Origin of the sequence: Gracilimonas sp. BCB1 (assembly GCF_040117685.2) — a bacterium.
Taxonomy (GTDB): Bacteria; Bacteroidota; Rhodothermia; order Balneolales; family Balneolaceae; genus Gracilimonas.
Map to the genome: position 1 here is coordinate 114,452 of NZ_JBEDYP020000013.1, position 18,028 is coordinate 132,479.

Here is an 18,028-nt window from a genome sequence, read left to right on the forward strand (position 1 = left end):
TGATTTAGAATTAAAAATCACTAAAATGTAAAGTATTATTTACATTATGACAACTATAATTATATGCCCTATTTCAGTAATTACGCAGCATTCTTAATACATTGGTTGCAATTATTCATCTCATTTTAATACATGGCTATTCACTACATCACTAAGAATTCTGATCTCCAAAAGCTCACTTCAAACCTGCAAGGTCTAAAGGAATTCGCCATAGATTTAGAGTTTGATCGAAACCGTTATCGCTATGGGTTCAATATGTGCCTGATGCAGGTTTATGATGGAACTGATTGCTACCTGGTAGACCCGCTCAGTGAGGGTTTGGATATCCAAACCATTTTCCCGGCCATTGAAAACCCAGAGGTTCAGAAAGTCGTTTTTGCTTTTGGGGAAGACCTGCGGCTTCTGCATTCTTTAGGGTGTTTTCCCAAGAACCTGTACGATCTGGACGCCGCCACCAGTTTGCTAAATTACCAACCTGCTTCGCTGACCAACCTCATCAAAGAGGTGTTGGATGTTGAGGTAAACAGCTCCTCTCAGCAAAGTAACTGGTGGAAACGACCGCTTTCCGAAAATCAAAAACAATATGCAGCAGATGATGTGATTTATCTGCTCGACTTTAAAGCCAAACTCAACCAGCAAGCTGAAAAGCAGGGCATTCTTGACTGGATTAGACAAGAGAATGAGGTTTTTGATTACCTGGATTACAGCGATGAGGATCACAACAACCTGATCAAAGAAAAGGACAAAAAAGACCTGTCTGTTTTTGAGTGGTTCATCTATCGCAGACTGATGGATTTCTTTGATGTAAAGGCCCGTGAATTAAATAAACCTATGTATCACCTGGCAAGTAAAAAGGTTGTGAGTGACCTGGCCCGGAACCCAAAAAAGGTGTACAGCTGGAAACAAACCAAAGGGGTTTACGGGGGCATTAAGAATGAGAACTTCAAATCTCAGCTTCAATCGGCTATTGACTCAGCCATCCACGAAGCTAAGGAAAAAGGCCTGTCTACTTCCCGAAAAGCCATCGAAACTATGACCGGTGAGGAATATCGTGCCATGCGTAATGAACAAAACCGAATTAACGATCTGAAGAATAAGCTGCTTTCTCCCATTCAGGATCGGTTAATTTCAGATTTCGGCAAACATGCCAAATCCTTTATTCTCCCCAACAGGCTCACCAAAGAAATCATAACCGGAGAAACTGAGCTGATGCCTGATTATAAAGCAAAGCTGCTTCGAAGGTATGCCGAAGAACTGGAGCTGGATTTAAGCGATTATGTTTAACAATCCCGGTATCATTGAATTCTATCAAATGAATCTGGCCTGACAAAGTATCGGCTTTATCAGAGCTCTATTCGCCAAACATTTCTTCATAATCCCTGATAGAAGCTTCGATTACTTTGTAAGCATGATCAGCATCAAAAATTCCCTGCACATACACATCATTCTGATTTTTGCCGGGGATCAGTTTATAGGTTCCGAAATAGTGACGCAACCGTTCAATCAGCACCGGTGGTAAATCATTTACGCTGTTGATGTTGCTGTAATAGGTATCATTATCCAGCACTGAAATAATCTTATCATCCGCTTCGTCATGATCTACCATATGCAATCCACCGATAACGCGGGCACTTAAAATAACCTCGTTCCGGTCAATCGGGCGTTCACTCAATACGCAAATGTCCAGCGGATCCCCGTCCCCTTTTACATCATCTTTCGACAGTTCACCTACATGATTCCCGCAGTAGGTTCGGGGAATAAATCCATATAAAGAAGGCGGAAGTGAGGAACTTCGTTGAGGACGATCTACCCGCATGTAGCCGGTTTTCTTGTCCACTTCGTACTTAATGGTATCAAAAGGGGTGAGTTCAATGAAGGCGTTTACAATCTTTGGCTGATCTTCGCCTACTTCCAGTCCGTGCCACGGATGCGGCCTCCACCGGAAAAAAGGATTGGGAAAATTCATAGCTCGGTGATGAGTGTTAGAACTTTGGTTTCGTTCAAGGTAAAACTATATGGAACAGCGAACAAGGAACATCGAACTTTGAAGGGTGAGCTATTCCTTATCAATACCTTTAAAAATGGCGCAAGCGTCCGCTTTTGCCATGTTTAATTCAGCTTATTTGGCCTTTTCCAGCTTGTCCAAGCGGACGCTTGAACTATTTATGGTTGAACCGTTTTTGACTATAAGCTAAATCTTTCAACCCCGAAATTTGTAGCCAATAAAAAACCCCGACTGGCGGTTCAGCCAATCAGGGTTTATCCTGTTCTCCATGAAAGTCGTTATTCTTTTTCGTTATTGGGGTATTAGTTATTCGTTAATGGTGAATCCAATCAACCATTAACGAATTAACCAATAACGAACTAGCTACAGCCAGTAGTAGACCCACAGGTGATACACTTCATGCAGGTTCCGTTTCGAACCATGGTCATGCTGCCGCATTCGGGGCAGGATTCACCCGTATAGCCCATTTGTTTGGCTTGGTCGTATTCACTTTCGTAGCTGTCGTCTTTTGCCGCTTTCTGCTGAACCTGAGCACTTTCGCTGGTATCAACAGCGGCAGGTTCGGGCTCAGCTACGGTCTTTTTTGCGACAGCATCTGATGATGATGCATTGGGGGCTTTCGCCTCGGTCTGTGTGTCCGCTTTGGCTTCTGCCTGGGCATCAGCGGTCGGACGTAAATTTCGGGTTTCGATTTGCTCGGCCGGCACATGCGCCAGGTCTTCCCGGCCCAGGTAGGTAACCGCCAGTTCACGGAAAATGTAATCAATAACAGATGTACTCATCTTCACGTGGGGGTTTCCGTTTACCATACCGCTTGGCTCAAACTTGGTGAATACAAAAGCATCCACAAATTCTTCCAGAGGCACTCCGTGCTGCAGTCCCAAAGAAATGGAGATCGCAAAGCAGTTCAGCAGACTTCGGAAAGCGGCGCCTTCACGGTGCATATCAATAAAGATTTCACCCAGCTGACCGTTTTCATATTCTCCGGTTCTCAGGTAAACACTTTGGCCGCCAATTTTTACTTTCTGCGTGTATCCTTCGCGTCGGAACGGAAGTCGCTGACGACGAGCCACATACTTGTGGATGATACGCTCGGCCACTTCAAGCACTTTATCCTGTGCCATAGTGGTTTCGGCATCGGCCGGTGCTTCCTCTTCTTCGTCAATTTCCTCCAGCACATCCGCCATAGAGTTCAGTGGCTGACTGAGTTTTGAACCGTCACGATACAGCGCATTCGCTTTCAACATCATTTCCCACGAATCCATGTAAGCGTCCTTCATATCTTCGATGGTCGCCTCATTCGGCAGGTTGATGGTTTTCGAAATAGCGCCGGAAAGGAATGGCTGAGCGGCAGCCATCATACGAATATGTCCTTTTGCAGAAATAAACCGTGTTCCGATTCGGCCACAACGGTTGGCGCAATCGAATACGGCGTAATCTTCTTCTTTCAAATGCGGAGCTCCTTCAACCGTCATAGTTCCGCATACATAATCGTTGGCTTCCTGGATTTGATCTCTGCTGAATCCAAGGTAGCGCAGCATATCAAAGTTCATATCGTTGAGCTGCTCTTCGGTAATATCCAGTACATCCTTGCAGAAGTCCTCACCCAGCGTCCACTGATTGAATGCAAACTTGATGTCAAAACTTCCCGGCAGTGCTTCGTTGATCGCATCAATTTGTGTATCAGTGAAACCTTTTTCACCCAGTGTTTCCGGGTTAATGTGCGGACAGCCTTCTACCGAGCCTGCTCCTTTCGCGTAATTGATGATATCTTCCGATTCCTTGGCAGAATATCCGAGATTCTTAAGCGCTTTGGGTACCGCCTGGTTGATAATCTTGAAGTAACCGCCACCGGCCAGCTTCTTGAACTTCACCAGGGCAAAGTCCGGCTCAATTCCGGTAGTATCACAATCCATCACCAAACCAATGGTTCCGGTTGGTGCAAGCACGGTAACCTGTGCATTTCGGTATCCGTGTTTCTCACCCAGCTTTAGTGCTTTGTCAGAAGCTTTCTTCGCAGCTTTCACCAGGTAATCCGGGCAGATCGAAGCATCGATGCCCATCGGCTTCACCGTTAGGCCTTCATACTCTTCAGGGTCAGCATTGTATGCGGCACGCCGGTGATTCCGAATCACCTTGAGCATATGCTCTTTGTTACGCTCATATCCATCAAAGGTGCCGAGTTCTTTCGCCATTTCAGCTGAAGTAGCGTAAGAAGTCATATGCATAGTTGCGGTAACGGCACCGGCAACAGCAGCTCCTTCCTCGCTGTCGTATGGAAGTCCTTGTACCATCAGCGCAGCACCGATGTTGGCATAACCCAACCCAAGCGTGCGGAATACATACGATAGCTCCGCAATTTCTTTAGATGGAAATTGAGCCATCAATACCGAAATCTCCAGCACTACCGTCCAGATTCGGGAAGCATATTCCAGCGACTCGATATCAAATTCTTTGTACTCATCTCCTTTGAAGTATTTCATCAGGTTCAAAGAAGCCAGGTTACAAGCGGTGTTGTCCAGAAACATGTATTCCGAGCAAGGGTTACTTGCGTTGATCGGGCCATCTTCGGGGCACGTATGCCATTCGTTGATGGTATCATGATACTGGGTTCCGGGGTCGGCGCAAGACCATGCCGCATAGGCAATGTCGTCCCAAAGTTCACGGGCCTTCATCGTTTTCATCGGCTCAGGCTCTCTGCCTTCTTCAGCAGCATTATCCTTTTCAACCCGGCCGTACAAGTGCCAGTCTTTGTCTTCCTTCACAGCTTTCATGAAAGAGTTTGGCACACGAACGGAGTTGTTGGAATTCTGACCACTTACGGTTGAATAAGCTTCTGAATTCCAGTCGGTGTCGTAAGTATCAAATTCAAGATCGGTGAAACCCTGTGCTGCCAGCTGAATCACGCGCTCTATATAATTAAGAGGAACCTGATTTCTCTTGGCTTTTCGGATTTCTGCAGCCAGCTCTTTGTTTTTCAGCGGGTCGCGACTCATCGCTCCGTTGAATGTACGTCCTTCAATCTCAACCGGTGTGTGGCACAGCTTAATGATATTCTTAAGGTGCTTCTGCACTGTTTTTGATCCGGCTACCAAAGCGGCTACTTTCTGTTCTTCACGAACTTTCCAGTTGATATACTCTTCAATATCCGGGTGGTCCAGATCTAACGTTACCATCTTGGCTGCACGTCGGGTAGTGCCTCCTGACTTAATGGCACCGGCAGCCCGGTCACCAATTTTCAGGAAACTCATTAGTCCTGAACTTCTTCCTCCGCCACTCAATGGCTCATCGGCTCCGCGAATTTTTGAGAAGTTACTTCCGGTTCCGGATCCGTATTTAAACAGCCGCGCTTCGCGGGTCCACAGATCCATAATACCGCCTTCATTCACCAGGTTATCATCCACACTCTGGATAAAGCAGGCATGTGGTTGCGGATGAGTGTAAGCATCCTCTGATTTTTTGAGCTCTCCGGTTTTACCGTCCACATAATAATGGCCTTGTGCCGGACCGTTAATTCCATATGCCCAGTGCAGCCCGGTGTTGAACCATTGCGGACTGTTAGGTGCAGCCATTTGATTGGCCAGCATGCAGGCTAATTCATCGTAAAAAACTTTCGCATCATCCTCGCTGTCAAAATAGTCGTGCTTCCACCCCCAATAGGTCCAACATCCCGCCAAACGATGAAAGACCTGCTTACTATCAATTTCATGTGAATAACGTTCTTCTTCGGGTAGATCTTTGAGTGCCTTTTCGTCAGCTTCAGATCGCTGCAACCATTTGGGCACTCCCTTTTCTTTAACTTTCTTCAGTTTCGCAGGAACTCCGGCCTTGCGGAAATATTTCTGAGCGATAACATCGGTGGAAACCTGGGACCAGCTTTCAGGAACCACAACGCCTTCCATATGGAAAACCTGGGAGCCGTCCGGGTTTTTAATTTCTGAGGTGCGTGTTGCAAATTCGATGTCGTCAAATGGAGTCTTCCAGTCCGACTTAGTATAGAAGCGAGTAAATTTCATTGGCGTACTTCGTTAGTGTATTAATATTATGTTGAAACCTTCGTAGATGAGAGACAATTAAACAAATCCCGATACCTTATCTCCTAAAGAAGTACGAATTAATATAGACGAGCAGAGGTGATTGGGCAAGAAAAAAATCAAATACTTTTCCACAAAATAGGGGACTTATCCACATCTGTGATTTTGGTATTTCCTATCATGCAAATTCAACTTATAAAATTGTATTTTTCATTATACATTTTATTGTAAAATAAACTATTCCCTTCTAAGAGATTCAAAAAAAAAGCTAATAAAATTATTTAAAAGGCAATTAATCAATGATCAGCTGTTCAGCAAAGAAGAAAAGTTATCCACACTCTATTCTCTATTCAGAATTGATAATTCTATTTTTATATAATTATTATTCAAATTTAAATGAATAATAATCATAGCAAAGTATAGTAAATTATTTAAGCGTGTACCTGATCAATATTACTTATATAGTTCTATTAAATAGAAAGTAATGTTTGTAAAAATATCGGCAGGCAATCGTCAGAGGGGTATTACTAAAAAACGGGTGAAAAAATCCCGGGCGTCAATTCGAATGACTCAACGCCCGGTTTCTTTCAGCTAAAATTTTTATCCACAAAGCATCAGAATGAGAATTTAATTCCACCTTTAAAATAAAATCCCGGAGTATTAAAACCGTACACTTCTGTGTAGTCTGCATTCAGAAGGTTATTCAGAGAAGCAAAGACGGTAAGCTGATCTTCCAGTAACTGATATTGAGTATTGGCATTAAGCAATACATAACTATCAAGCTCTACCTCTTCGGTGGAAAATGTATCAGTGTTGAAATAAATATCATTCCGCTTGCCTACAAACTGACCGCTCAGGTTTATGCTAAAATCAGAAGATAGTTGCTGATTCAGATTCACCCCAAAATTATGATCGGGTCTGCGAATCAGATTATCTGTCTTTTCCCCATTTTGTGTAATTGCACCGTCCAGGTAATTATAAAAAACCTCAACCATCGTTTGGTTCTGCTTATAACCCACCGACAATTCAATACCGGAGTCATTCTGCTCGTTCACATTTATGTATCCCTGGTTGCCGCTGTAAGAAATTAAATCTTCAATGGTTCTTCGGAAATAGATAGCTGAAGCGGATATTCTTCCACCCAATAATTCCAATTCTACGCCAGTATCTAACGTCAGGCTTTGCTGAGGTTTTAATTCGGTGTTTGCGCCAAACGGGCCGAATAATTCATTGAGGGTTGGAGCTTTGAATCCTGAACTTACCGACGCTAGTAACTTAATTTCTTCCGTGATGTTATAAACCGGAGCTACGTTAAACGTCCAGTTACTTCCATATTCAGAATGATTGTTGAGCCTGAGCCCAAGCTCACCATTCAACCCAAATCCGGATCGAAGGAATGCTGTTACGTAAGGACTCAAAATCTGAGACCCTTCATCAATTCCATCCAGCTGAAAATTTAAACTCTGAACATTAAACCCGGCAAGCAGCCTTACTTTCTCAAACTGGTTATAGATACCGTATAGGTCTGAATTGAATAAAGAGGCTTCAGGATTGAATACTCCGAAGCCATCGGTAAACTTCCTCTCCGTTTGGGTGAATGTTGCCGCTTCTTTAATCTCAAAGTTATCACCTTTAAAGCTGATTCGGGCACCGGTATTCAAAAGATCGGCTTCATAGCGGTTATCTGCATCCGAAAAAGCACCTGCGTCATAATCTCCATCGTATTGGGAGTAGTTCAAAAATGGAGTTATTGTTAATCTGTCTATAGGCTTAATGGACACCTGTGTATTGATGGCATTTCTCTCAAAACCATCTTTTGTAAAGCTTGCTCCGTTCTGAGGTTCAGCTTCCGAAATCCCATCTGTCTGAGTACGGGTCAGGTTCACGGTATAATCGATGATATCAGAACTGCCGCTGGCCCCAAGCTCCCACTCATTAGTGTTAAACGAACCATAAGATGCTTTTCCGTTTATATTAAAAGTCCCGGACTCGCTTTTCTTTGTAATGATATTAATAACTCCGGCTATGGCATCCGAACCATAGAGCGTACTCATGCTTCCCTTTACAATTTCGATGCGTTCTACATTTTCCAAGGGTAAAAGGCGAAGGTCAAATGCCCCTCCCTCTCCGGATGGATCGGTAACCGGAAAACCATCAATAAGAATGAGGGTAAACTGCGTTGATGCTCCGCGAAGATACACCGATTTGTCTTTGCCGGGACTTGATGCCGCCCCATTTATGGTGATTCCATTCTGCTGATTCAACAATTCAGAAATGGATAAACCGGAGTGTCGTTCAATTTCTTCCCGTTCAATGACCGTTACAGGTTTTGTTGTTTCGCGATCGGTTGTAGGGGTTTTGGATGCCGTTATTACTACTTCTCCTAAATCGAGGGTGTCGGTAACTTGTGCATAGATATTATTTGAAACCGCCAGTAAAAATATGATGGACAGCGTAAGTAAGTGCTTCATGAATCTTGTATTAAATTTTTTGAGTTACTTTGGGCGGGTAAAGAACTTCCTTCTGAATGATATACAGTAATCCCATGAACCAGGAATCAGTGTGTGGGAAACAGAATAAAATTCAGAGCTAAAAGCATGATTGTTCAGCTGCACATCCTTTTACCCGAAAGAGGTGCATCGGTTAAATGATGGCAGGTCTCCTGGCTTCTCCGATTGCAGCGCCTTCCCGTCTCATAAAAGAAACAGTGGCAAAGGTGAGGCTGCACTTCATCCGCCTGGTGGCGAATTCGGATTACAGTTGCGGGAACAGCTCTCGTTTCTCACGAGATTCCCTTTTAACTCTGGGTGATGACACACATCTACCCGAGACCATCATTAATTCGCTGCTAAACTAAATACATTTTAAGTTAAATCAAATGCTGATTTTCTGTAAACCACTCTGATGCATCGCGATATAAGCCTCACGGGTACCTTGTAAAAAATGGACAATTCCATATCTAACATTGACTTAGTCTTTCTTTCTGTTCATAATCCCTTCCTGTATTAGTTGGCTATAATTTTACTCAGAAAAGAAGGACATCATGAAAAAAACGAATAAAATAATGCTCTTTTCCGGTGGCATTATTGTCGGTTTTTTATTCGCATTCACATTCATACAACCACAAAATGCACCCATTACGTCTGCAATGATTCAGGACGCAGCATCGATCATAGGGCTTGATTTTACCCAGGCCGAACGGGATTCTATGATTGAATCGCTGGATGACACCCGCGATGACCTTCAAAGCATTCGTGATTTTAAGCTAAACAATTCAGTTCCCCCATCCCTTCAGTTCAACCCTATCCCTGTAGGTAAGACTTTTGATTTTCAGCAGAAATCACAAACCTGGGATTTACCTCAAAATGCAGAGCTCCCTGAAAACCGAAACGACCTGGCATTCTATACCGTCGGAGAACTGGCTTCCCTGATTAAGGGTCGGAAAATTTCATCGGTTGAGCTGACTGAATTTTTCCTGGACCGTATTGAACAACACGACGACAAGCTGGAGGCCATTGTAACCATAACCCGCGAAAGAGCCCTTCAGCAGGCCCGGCAAATGGATGTGGAACTGGAGCAAGGTATTTACCGGGGACCATTGCATGGCATACCATATGGAGCTAAAGATTTACTGGCCGTTGAAGGGTATAAAACCACCTGGGGAGCCACACCATTTAAAGATCAGGTGATTGATGAAACAGCAACCGTCATTAAAAAACTGGATGGTGCCGGAGCTGTACTTATTGCTAAAACTACTTTGGGAGCCCTTGCTTACGGCGATATATGGTTTGGCGGACGAACCAATAACCCATGGGACCTTGAACAGGGATCCAGCGGTTCTTCTGCGGGATCTGCTTCTGGTACCGCTGCCGGACTGTTCCCATTCGCCATTGGCACCGAAACGCTGGGCTCAATCGTATCCCCTTCAACCCGAAACGGTACTACCGGCCTTCGCCCAACCTACGGGCGTGTAAGCCGAACCGGAGCTATGGCCCTGAGCTGGAGCATGGATAAAATCGGCCCTATCACCAGAAGTGTGGAAGATGCAGCTCTGGTATTCAACGCTATATATGGGCCCGACGGAACCGACCAAACCATTATTGACCTTCCCTTCAATTATAATGCTGACATAGATATCACCACACTTAAAATCGGCTACCTGAAATCTGCTTTTGAACGGGATTACTGGAATAAAGAACGGGATAGCCTGGTTTTGGAAACCTTTAAAGATCTTGGCGTTGAACTCATCCCAATTGAACTACCGGAATTTGAAACCGGCCCGCTTCGTATCATATTAACAGCTGAAGGCGCTGCCGCTTTCGATCAGCTTACTTTAACCGGTCAGGATGATTCCATGAAATGGCAGGAGCCCAATGCCTGGCCCAATACTTTCCGGGCAGCTCACTTTATCCCCGCCACCGAGTATATCAATGCCAACCGTGCCAGATATCAACTTATTCAAAAAATGGATTCCGTGATGGAGCAGATTGATGTGTATATATCTCCGGCTTTTGGTGGAGGCAATTTACTTATCACCAACCTTACGGGGCATCCGAGTGTGGTTTTGCCCAATGGATTTACCAATGACATGCATCCCACCAGTATCACTTTCGTTGGGGATCTTTTTGATGAAGCTACAGTGCTTTCAGTTGCTAAAGCTTATCAGGATGCTTCAGACCATCATACCAAACACCCCCCGCTTTTTAGTGAATAACCGAAAACTATTCTAAAACCCGGCACTCAGCTGAAGTGTAAAAACATTGTCATCCAATTCGGTGCCGCTGTTTGTCGAGTACAGATAGGAAGCTTTCAATAGCACATTGCGCTCGAGCTTGATGCCCGTGGTGAATTCTATGCGGTCACGATCATAGGTCCATTGTTCGTAGTTATAGGTAGATTGACTGTTCTTAAGATCTCCCGAAATCAGTCGTTCTGCTCTTATACCGGCATAAGCCCCGGGAAGAAATGGAAAATCCATTACAAGCTCAGAACTTATGTGATGTACCTGCACTTCATCTTCCCATAACCTGGAAATTGATGTGCCAACCGAGTCCAGATAAGGTGCTTCCCATTTGCTCCAGTTGTAGGATGCTAAAAAAGTGAAGTAGTGGTAGGAAAGCTCCATATCTGTACCAAAAAGTGTTTTTTTATACCCCTCAAGCTCGTTATCGGTTAATGAAATATTTATATCATCGCGTTTCATGTAGGAACCATGGCTCAGTGAAAGTCCAAGGCTTCCCCAAATAACGGGTTGTAAAACCACCCTCCCGGTGATAGCCGGGGTCATATGTTCCCCATATTCAAAATGGCTGGAAGCGGCCGCCAAAGTAGCTGCCAGGTTGTAGCTGAGCCAACCCGAATCACCTAACCTATTCCCGATCATAAGTCCCTGTGTGTACATTCGCTGGTAAACCATCGTAAGCCCCGTAATGTCATCCCCGTAATCTACCTGGGAATAGAGCGTGCCCCGGGTTTTGCTGATGGGAAGACCGGACGCATGGGAAAGCGGAAGATGTACAAAAGGATTTTCTGAAGATAAAACCCTGTTGGAGTATGCCCCATATGGTGTCACAAACCGGCCGGCCGTTATGGTAAAATCTGAGTTTGATATGGGAAGGTAGTTGATATTCATCACGGAAAAGAACACAGGACTGAGCTGCTTTCCATCATAATAATCTGCTTGCAATGCAGCAGAGACAAACCATTTGTCAGATATATTACCTCCTAAAAAAAGCCGCAGGTACGGAGTGTATACCGACCAATTCTCATTTGGTGTTTGATTTACATAGGGAGATGAATCACTTCCACCTTTTCGAATTTCAAAATCAGCCAGCCCTCCAATCTGAACCTGTCCCATTGCCGCAGATGCATACAAACTGAATATTGAAACAATGATAAAAGCAAAACAAGTTCTGAAATTCATGATTTCCCTCCCTAATTCTTAGCAATTGACATCATATCCTCAGTTTGCCAGTCTATTTCATAGATTTGAACCGGTTTTTCAATGCCCTTCACCTTAATAGTTTCAAGTTCATTAATGGGTACCTTGCGTTCCAGGTTCAGAAAAACAGATTCTGAAATTAAAACCTGGTGCTTTCTTGCCGCAGAACATAAACGAGCCCCCAGATTAACCGTACTGCCCAACACTGTAAAATCCATTCTGTTTTCACTTCCCATAGCCCCCATTACTACTTCACCGCTGTTAAGTCCTATTCCCACGGCCAGCTCCTCCTGCTCTTTCTGTAACAGGGACTTCAGTTTTTGTTGAATTTGGACTGCAGCATTCACTGCCTGCTGCTCCTTATCTTCTCCCTGAAATACCGCTACCAGTTCATCCCCGACAAACTTGTCGACATCGCCGCCAAACTTATGTACCACATCGGCCTGATAGCTCAGTAAATTGTTCAACATATCAATGACCTCCTCAGGCGTATGATTCTCACTCCAGGCGGTGAATCCACGGATATCGGAGAAAAGAACGGTAACATTCCGTCTTTCTCCACCCGGCTCTATACGTGAAATATTCTTTTTGATGGCATCAAGGGTAGCCTCAGAAACAAATTTGAGCATCAGTAAACGTTCTCTAAGTCCTTCTACCAGTTCATTAAATGCCCGGGTCAGTTCTCCGATTTCATCCCGGCTTGTGATGGGTACTTCCTCACCGAAGTCCTCTTTTTCAACGCGCTGCACGCCATCCAGTAAAAGGTCGATGGGTTTTGTAATTCGTCCGGTAATCCAGATGCTGATAACGATAGCACCGGCAATTGCAAAAATCCCGATACCAAATATCAGCAATTGCAGGTTTTGCAGAGGAATAAGCTCCTTAGTTAGTGATTTTGCCACTGCATAATACCCATCAATCCCTTTTATGCTGGCTGTGGTTTCGAACATCGGAGCTACGTAAACAAGCCAGTTTTCTTCCCCTAAAGCGACTTCAGTGGATGCTGCCTGACCGTTTTTCAGCACGTCAAATGTTGCTGCATGTATGTTTTTAGAAAGTGTGCTTTTATTGGAGGGCGAAATTCCTTCGAACGAACCAGCCAAAAGCTGATTATCAACATAATACAGCACTTCCAACCCCATGTCTTTTGAGAGTTGTTCTGTCTCCAGCTGCCTGATGGGGTAACCGAACGAAAGTGTTCCTTCCAGCTGATTCCCGGACCAAACCGGGATAGTAATAACATTGAAATACCTCTGCCCCTCTTTCCAGATATAACTTTGTGAAGGCATTTCTCCCTGCAGAGCTGTACTTATTCCTGCCCTGTCAGCGATCGAATATCTCGGAAGCGGAGCTGATGACATTTGGCCCAGAGGTTTTCCTTCTGAATCGCATATAATCAATAACCCGGCAGAATCGGGATTCATATAGAACTCACTTGGAATAAGTGAATCCGGGATGATGGGATCGAAATCGAGCAGGTACAACAAGTCTTCACGGAGTACATAATTAACAGTGGAGGTATCATCGGTAGAAATGGCCGCTTTTAAACTTGGGATATCCGCCAATAAAATAGCTGTTTGCCTTAATTGGCGAAACCTGATGTCCTGAATACGCTCAAATATTCTTCCGGCTTCACTGAAATTGGCATCAATATCCTGACGAATTCGTGATTCTAAAATCTGCCCTGAGCTGAACAATAAAATCAAAACGGTGGTAAGAATAAGACCTACAAAACCAGCCAGTAGCTTCCACCTCAAACTAAAAAATCGACTCCCGTCCATAGATTAATTACTAAGCGTTAAGGTTCCCACATTAACAGCTTCACCGGAAACCACATTAATCTGGATAGTTCTCTCCTGGTATCCCAGTGCATAAATTTTCAACTCATAGTTTCCATCTTTGATGTTTTCAATAGAAAAAGAATCACCACTCTGAGTTTTGTTCCAGGTTACCACGCTTGGTGGCATCACATAAATAGTTGCACGCATATTTGAATGAATATCACAAAAAACATCAACCGGACCGGGTTTATCAAAGCTTACATCCAAAAATTCACCCTTCGGCCTTCGCCCCACGTCAAACCTTTTCTTGGGAGAAAGGCTAAATACATTATGATAGACAGGATCGGAATTACGAATTCTTACCTCCCCATTGAGATAAACAGGCAACAGAGAGGGCTGAAAGGATAAATTTTTCTGGTCCAAAATAACCGGCCCACCGGGTAAATTTGCTGAAGTCTCTTCCGAACTTTCCAACCAAATGAGAACTGAATCAGTAGATGCAGTTGAAGAGCTCGAAGACCGTGAAGGCCGGCCATATCTGCCACCAACTCTAACCGGATTTTCCTTAGCTGCCAGCATCACAACTCCTTCAACCTTTCCGGTTGCCTGACTTTGACGTGCCAATGTTGATTCGGTTTGAATAATCAGGAAAAGTACAAGAGTAACAAATAGCGATCCAAAGGCACCCTTCATCACATTCAGTATTTTGTTAGAGTTGATTATAAACGGTACACCATGCTACACCTGATTAATCTACTAAAAATAACTTTCTGTTGTAATAGACACGACATTTTGCTTTGAATCACGAAATTGCACCCTTCTCAATTAATACAGTTCGAACGAAAGCACGTATGCATCATTATGATTAATTAGCATAATTTTATGTTGGTCTTTTAAAAATATATTTATTATTTATTTATCCGATAAAAAAGGGTTTAGATAAAGGGATAGCAATGATGAAGAAAGAGGTTGTCGTACGGCCAAAAAAATGGTTACTTCTCTCCTTGTACACATTAGGGCCACTATCTATGTTTATTTGCGGATATGTGTTGGTACAGCTTTTTGTGGTGGGAACCAATGAACCCTTTGCTTTCAAAGTCATCCTCTCCGCCGTTTGTACACTGGCCATTGTTGTGATTGCACTTCAGCTGCCTACCTACCACCGTTTCAACATTGTATTTAAACGGGATGGCATCTTTCAGAATGGTATTATCACAAAGAAATTAACTTATAATAACATTGAGAAGGTGGTAGTACGAAGTGCAGGCGTGGAAATTTATGGTGATAATTACTTCAACAATATTACCATTGGGGATCTGTATGTCAATTATGAGGAAGCTGCTGAGTTTTTGGCTGAAATGGTGAAAGACCGGAAAGATATTTTCATTACCGGAAACCACACGTTTGTGCAGGACTTTACCGGTTGATATAGGTACATAAAAAAATCGCCCGGAACATTTTTCGATAATCATTCGGTTTGAACTCTTAAAGAAACAAGGCCGCGGACTTTTATTTCGGCCTTTCCACCAATTATACCGTAGTACTTTTTATGGCTTTGTTCATTGGTTAATTAGCTCAAACCACACATAATTGTCAACAGAAAAAACGCCTATTTTCCCACAACTTTCCCACATAGTTATCCACATTTTATCCCGAAAAATATCTCCCGTAATCGCTAAATCAAATATAATTAATGTAGAAGAAAACACAGGTTTTGGTTGAAAGTTTTGAGCTCAAAAAAAAGAGGCTGTTCCTGTATGCTCAAAAATAAATCTTAATCAACTCAAACAATATCGAGCGTACTGCTTGACCCTTTGTCCATGTCTTTCTTGAATTTTATCTGGTAGGTGACTCCCCCTTTACCACTTGATGTCCACTCGGCACCAATTTGTTGAAGTAAGGATTTTATTAAGGTCATACCCAATGAATTTAATGAGCTCATATCATTCATTGTAGAAAACCCGACCCCGTCATCTTTAATAGTACTATAAATGATACCCTCGCGCTCTTCCAGTTTTACTGTAACCTGTCCCTGCTCTTTTCCATGAAAGGCATGTTCAAGTGAATTAGAAATGATCTCATTTAAAGCCAGGGCAAATGGAATGGCCTGGTTTATATTCAGCTCAACATCCTCAATCTGGGTACTTACACTAATATCGGTATTTCCGATCTTAATGCTGCTTCTGATTTGATCAATCAGATCATCAATATATTCATGGATAAAGATTCTGCTCAGACTTTCTGACTGATACAATTTTTCATGAATCATAGCCATGGTCTGGATACGCATCTGGCTTTCCTGAATCAGCCTCACGTAGGTTGGATCAGAATATTCGTAAACCTGCAGCTCAAGCAAACCGGAAATAACAGCAAGGTTATTCTTAACGCGATGATGAATTTCCTGAAGTAAAACTTCCTTCTCTTGAATGCTCGCCCTCAGTTCTCGCTCCCTGTTCTTTAAATCACTTATATCCTGCCCGGTTCCGATTATAAAAGTTTCACCTTCTCGCTCAAACAGTACTGCATTTACATTTCGGGATAGTTCATTTCCATCTTTTGCAATAGGGTTTGATTCCAGGCTTATTCTGCCATACTTGAAAATTTCTTTTAACTTGTTGTTTAACAGCTCTTTATTTTCTTCAGAATAGTAATCCAGAATTCTTTTATTCAACAAATCCTCTACAGAATAGCCTACATCCTGTGCAAAATTCTTGTTGGCCCTCACTAAATTGAGGTCTTCATCTAGCATAAAGAACGTCCCCGGAAGCCCTTCAATAATGGCGTCAGCAAATCTTTTCTCTTCAATCAGCTCTCGCTCCATTTCTTTTTGCTTGCTGATGTTTAACCCAACCAATAAAAACACTTCCTGCCCATCCATCTCAATAACATTTCCTCTCCAAAAATAAGGGCTAATCTTTCCTCTTTTGTGCTGTACATTCACTTCCTGGCCGGCCGTGTTGCTAGCCAGCATTTCTTTTATAGCTCCGATCAGTCCTTTGTGGTCTTGTTTTGGAACCAGATCATACACCGACATTGATCTCAACTCATCCGCAGAATACCCTGTAAATCTTTCGCCCGTTTTATTCCAGAGTAATAAGTTCATTCTTTTATCTACCACCGTTAAGATGCTGGGCAGGTTATCCAGAATCTGCTGTGTGAAATTTCTCTGCTGAATCAGTTTTTCTTTCATGGAAATCCGCTTCAGAAAGTTCCCAATAATCTCCACTGTAGTCCTCAGCGTTAACAGTTCATACTGCTCCCAGGAACGGGGTTCGCCAAGCGAGTCGAACCCAATGAAACCGAACCAGTCATCCCCCTGGAAAACCGGTAATAACAAAACCGAGGAGATACCCTGCATCTCCATAAGCTCTCGTTCAGGAGAAGGCAAATCCCCAAGAGGCTCATTTACAATATTGTTTGATGAAAGCTTTTGATAAAAGAATGGAAACTCCTTATAAGGAATATTCTGAAGTTCAGAGTTATCAATCTCAGGCTCTACACCCTCTGCACAGGCTTCGTACTTCTGGCTTACAAGTAGTTTGCCCTGAGAAGTGGTTTCGTTTGTAAAAAAGTACACTCTGTCCGAACCTGTTGTTCGCTGTAGTATTTCCAGTACCTTATCAAATACACTAATCTCGGAAGCATCAACCAATAGATTTGAACAGAGTGAAAGTGCGTTTTGGAAATTAAGGCGATTTCGTAATTCGTTTTCGATTTCCCGCTGAGTTTCCAACTCTGAAATTTTTCTGTCGGTAATTTCAAATGAGGTTCCCAATATGGAAGAGGGTTCTCCGGAATCGTCGTACAACAGCTTAATTTCATCCCGGAGCCAGATCGTACGCCCGTCTTTTCTTTTGAAACGATATTCATTAATAGCTGACCCTCCTTTTTCAAGAACCCGGTGAAATCTTTTTGCGACGGTTTCTTTATCATCCGGATGAATGCGGCCAGACCAGGATTTGGGATTGGAAAAGAAATAGTCGGTTGAAAAACCCAAAACCTTTTCAACATTACCGCTTACAAAAGTTGTTGGATAGGTTAAGGAGGGCGCGCATTTAAAAATTATAATGCTTCCATCTTCAAAAAGCTGCTCAACTTCTGAACTCGTTAATACTTTATTTTTATCCTGTATCACTGCCTGAATATATTCCCTTTGAACCGCTTTAAAATAACCATTTCGAGTGTTTAAAACTCTGGCGCTTAATATTTTAACAACCTAAAAGTTCTACCGGATTTAATCTTTATTATCGGATTAAATTATAAAATT

10 protein-coding genes and 1 riboswitch are annotated in these 18,028 nt (G+C 43.1%); of the genes, 3 read left to right on the forward strand and 7 right to left on the reverse strand.

The annotated features are described in order from the left end of the window. The first annotated feature begins 132 nt into the window (after positions 1–132). The gene (locus tag ABFW99_RS09830; protein WP_349354406.1) at positions 133–1,284 is read left to right on the forward strand and encodes a ribonuclease D; all 1,152 of its coding nucleotides are present in this window, start codon (positions 133–135) and stop codon (positions 1,282–1,284) included. A gap of 67 nt (positions 1,285–1,351) precedes the next feature. Here ABFW99_RS09830 and ABFW99_RS09835 read toward each other — a convergent pair whose 3' ends face one another. The 3 genes from ABFW99_RS09835 to ABFW99_RS09845 form a co-directional block, all read right to left on the reverse strand. Further along, complete coding sequence (locus ABFW99_RS09835) at positions 1,352–1,966, reverse strand: inorganic pyrophosphatase (protein ID WP_349354407.1); 615 nt, start codon at positions 1,964–1,966, stop codon at positions 1,352–1,354. Between the two features lie 398 nt (positions 1,967–2,364). Beyond that, positions 2,365–6,021: a vitamin B12-dependent ribonucleotide reductase gene (locus ABFW99_RS09840; RefSeq protein WP_349354408.1), complete on the reverse strand. Its 3,657-nt coding sequence runs from the start codon at positions 6,019–6,021 to the stop codon at positions 2,365–2,367. Positions 6,022–6,653: 632 nt separating this feature from the next. After that, positions 6,654–8,510, reverse strand: a complete 1,857-nt coding sequence (locus ABFW99_RS09845) for a TonB-dependent receptor plug domain-containing protein (RefSeq protein ID WP_349354409.1) — start codon at positions 8,508–8,510, stop codon at positions 6,654–6,656. Between the two features lie 164 nt (positions 8,511–8,674). Further along, positions 8,675–8,890: riboswitch (cobalamin riboswitch) on the reverse strand. A 192-nt stretch (positions 8,891–9,082) separates the two neighbouring features. Here ABFW99_RS09845 and ABFW99_RS09850 point away from each other — a divergent pair. Continuing rightward, positions 9,083–10,753: an amidase gene (locus ABFW99_RS09850; protein WP_349354410.1), complete on the forward strand. Its 1,671-nt coding sequence runs from the start codon at positions 9,083–9,085 to the stop codon at positions 10,751–10,753. Positions 10,754–10,765: 12 nt separating this feature from the next. Here ABFW99_RS09850 and ABFW99_RS09855 read toward each other — a convergent pair whose 3' ends face one another. From ABFW99_RS09855 to ABFW99_RS09865, 3 genes are read right to left on the reverse strand one after another with little or no spacing between them, the layout of a single operon-like run. Then, positions 10,766–11,962, reverse strand: a complete 1,197-nt coding sequence (locus tag ABFW99_RS09855; RefSeq protein ID WP_349354411.1) for a hypothetical protein — start codon at positions 11,960–11,962, stop codon at positions 10,766–10,768. Between the two features lie 11 nt (positions 11,963–11,973). Beyond that, a complete protein-coding gene (locus ABFW99_RS09860; RefSeq protein WP_349354412.1) occupies positions 11,974–13,737 on the reverse strand; it encodes an adenylate/guanylate cyclase domain-containing protein in 1,764 nt (587 codons plus the stop codon). 27 nt (positions 13,738–13,764) lie between these two features. After that, complete coding sequence (locus ABFW99_RS09865) at positions 13,765–14,457, reverse strand: hypothetical protein (RefSeq protein ID WP_349354413.1); 693 nt, start codon at positions 14,455–14,457, stop codon at positions 13,765–13,767. Positions 14,458–14,714: 257 nt separating this feature from the next. On the opposite strand from ABFW99_RS09865, the gene ABFW99_RS09870 reads away from it, so the two are divergent. After that, a complete protein-coding gene (locus ABFW99_RS09870) occupies positions 14,715–15,188 on the forward strand; it encodes a hypothetical protein (RefSeq protein WP_349354414.1) in 474 nt (157 codons plus the stop codon). A gap of 356 nt (positions 15,189–15,544) precedes the next feature. Here the strand turns inward: ABFW99_RS09870 and ABFW99_RS09875 are convergent, their stop codons facing one another. Then, positions 15,545–17,896 (reverse strand): PAS domain S-box protein, encoded by a 2,352-nt coding sequence (locus tag ABFW99_RS09875; RefSeq protein ID WP_349354415.1) that lies wholly within the window; start codon positions 17,894–17,896, stop codon positions 15,545–15,547. Between the last annotated feature and the right edge of the window lie 132 nt (positions 17,897–18,028).